Source organism: Kribbella sp. NPDC048915 (genome assembly GCF_040649595.1).
In the GTDB taxonomy this organism is placed as follows: domain Bacteria; phylum Actinomycetota; class Actinomycetes; order Propionibacteriales; family Kribbellaceae; genus Kribbella.
This window is the reverse complement of the sequence record NZ_JBEZFT010000163.1, coordinates 1-1384: the sequence shown is the minus strand read 5'-3', so window position 1 is coordinate 1384 and position 1384 is coordinate 1. Positions and strand designations below refer to the sequence as shown.

Annotated in this window: 1 protein-coding gene and 2 tRNA genes; 2 read left to right on the top strand and 1 reads right to left on the bottom strand. The window is 66.0% G+C overall.

Features of this window, described 5'->3' with window-relative positions; genetic code table 11:
• Positions 1 to 189: 189 nt before the first annotated feature.
• Entirely contained in the window at positions 190 to 1008 is an 819-nt protein-coding gene (locus tag AB0B82_RS35435; RefSeq protein WP_360178978.1) for an aminotransferase class IV, read from the bottom strand.
• Between the two features lie 176 nt (positions 1009 to 1184).
• On the opposite strand from AB0B82_RS35435, the gene AB0B82_RS35430 reads away from it, so the two are divergent.
• Both AB0B82_RS35430 and AB0B82_RS35425 read left to right on the top strand, forming a co-directional pair.
• Positions 1185 to 1257, top strand: a tRNA-Gly gene (locus tag AB0B82_RS35430).
• 32 nt (positions 1258 to 1289) lie between these two features.
• Positions 1290 to 1360: transfer RNA gene (locus AB0B82_RS35425), tRNA-Cys, on the top strand.
• Positions 1361 to 1384: the final 24 nt, after the last annotated feature.

The window sequence follows — 1384 nt, the reverse complement described above, 5'->3', positions numbered from 1 at the left end:
CTCAGGTGGAGTAAACCAGCCGCAATCGCTGGAAAAATCACTGCGTTTTGGTGCGGACGGAAACACCCAGATCCAATTTGCAACAGGCTCTGTAACCCGCCAGTCAGGAAAACAACCCGCTAGCCGGTGAAACAACCCGCCACCCAGTAGGCGGCGGTCCGCGCCGGGTGCAGGGGAGTGGCGGGTTGGTCAGGGGTTGGGGGTTTGGGCGGAGCGTTCGGCGAAGATCTTCGCGACCTGAGTGGTGATGGTGCCGGGGGCCGCGAGGTCGTGGGTGTCCACGCGGCGGATCGCTTGGATGTCGCGGGTGGTGGATGTGAGGAAGATCTCTTCGGCTTCGTAGAGTTGCTCCAGCGGTACGTCGCGCTCAACCCCGCCGAACCACTCGAGGACCAGTGCGCGCGTCACGCCCGCCAGTGCGCCGGATTCGAGCGTCGGCGTGACCAGTTCGCCGTCGTACACGCAGAAGATGTTCGAGCCGGTACCTTCCGCGAGGTTGCCGACCGTGTTGGCGAAGATCGCCTCGCTGGCGCCGCGCTCCTTGGCGTAGGCGAGGGCACGGACGTTCTCGGCGTACGACGTGGTCTTCAGGCCGGCGACCGCGCTGCGCTCGTTGCGTACCCACGGCACCGTGACGATCTCCGACACCGGCGCCGGGCGCTTGATCGCCTGCGACGCGATCAGGATCGTCGGGCCGTCCGTACCGCGATCGGACGACAGCGGCGAGACACCGCCCGTGTACGTGATCCGCAACCGCCCGAACGGAATCCCCGGATCCGCCGCGACCACTGCGTCGATCCCGGCCTCGATCGCCGCGACGTCCGGCGTCGGCAGGCCGAGACCGACCGCCGAACGGACCAGTCGGTCGAGATGCCGCCGGACCGAGAACGGCCGGCCGTTCTCGATCTTGATCGTCTCGAAGACGCCGTCGCCGGTGGTCAACCCGTGGTCCAGCGGCGAGACGGTCGCCTCGTCGTCCAGCAGGGCGCCGTTGAGCCAGATACGCATGTGCTGCTCCTTCCAAGAATCACCTTAGTGCGCAGGCGATCGGCGACTTCACGCCCGTCCGAAGGTGAGCGGACGATGACCGTACGTCGCCCTACCGGGGACCCCCGGTTTTTGAACTCGGGCGGAGATGGGCTAATGTTCTTCTCGCGCCGGGGACTTCGGAAACCGGGCGCGATGCGGACGTAGCTCAGTTGGTAGAGCGCAACCTTGCCAAGGTTGAGGTCGCCGGTTCGAACCCGGTCGTCCGCTCGGAGAGGGTTCGGCAGGCCAGCTTTCTCAGTGGTGGAGTGGCCGAGAGGCGAGGCAACGGCCTGCAAAGCCGTGTACACGGGTTCGAATCCCGTCTCCACCTCGAGAACCGCAACCAGGTTCGGTA

Coding starts and splice junctions, on each gene's coding strand:
- AB0B82_RS35435 (WP_360178978.1), bottom strand. CDS start 1,008: ATGCGTATCTGGCTCAACGGCGCCCTGCTGGACGACGAGGCGACCGTC.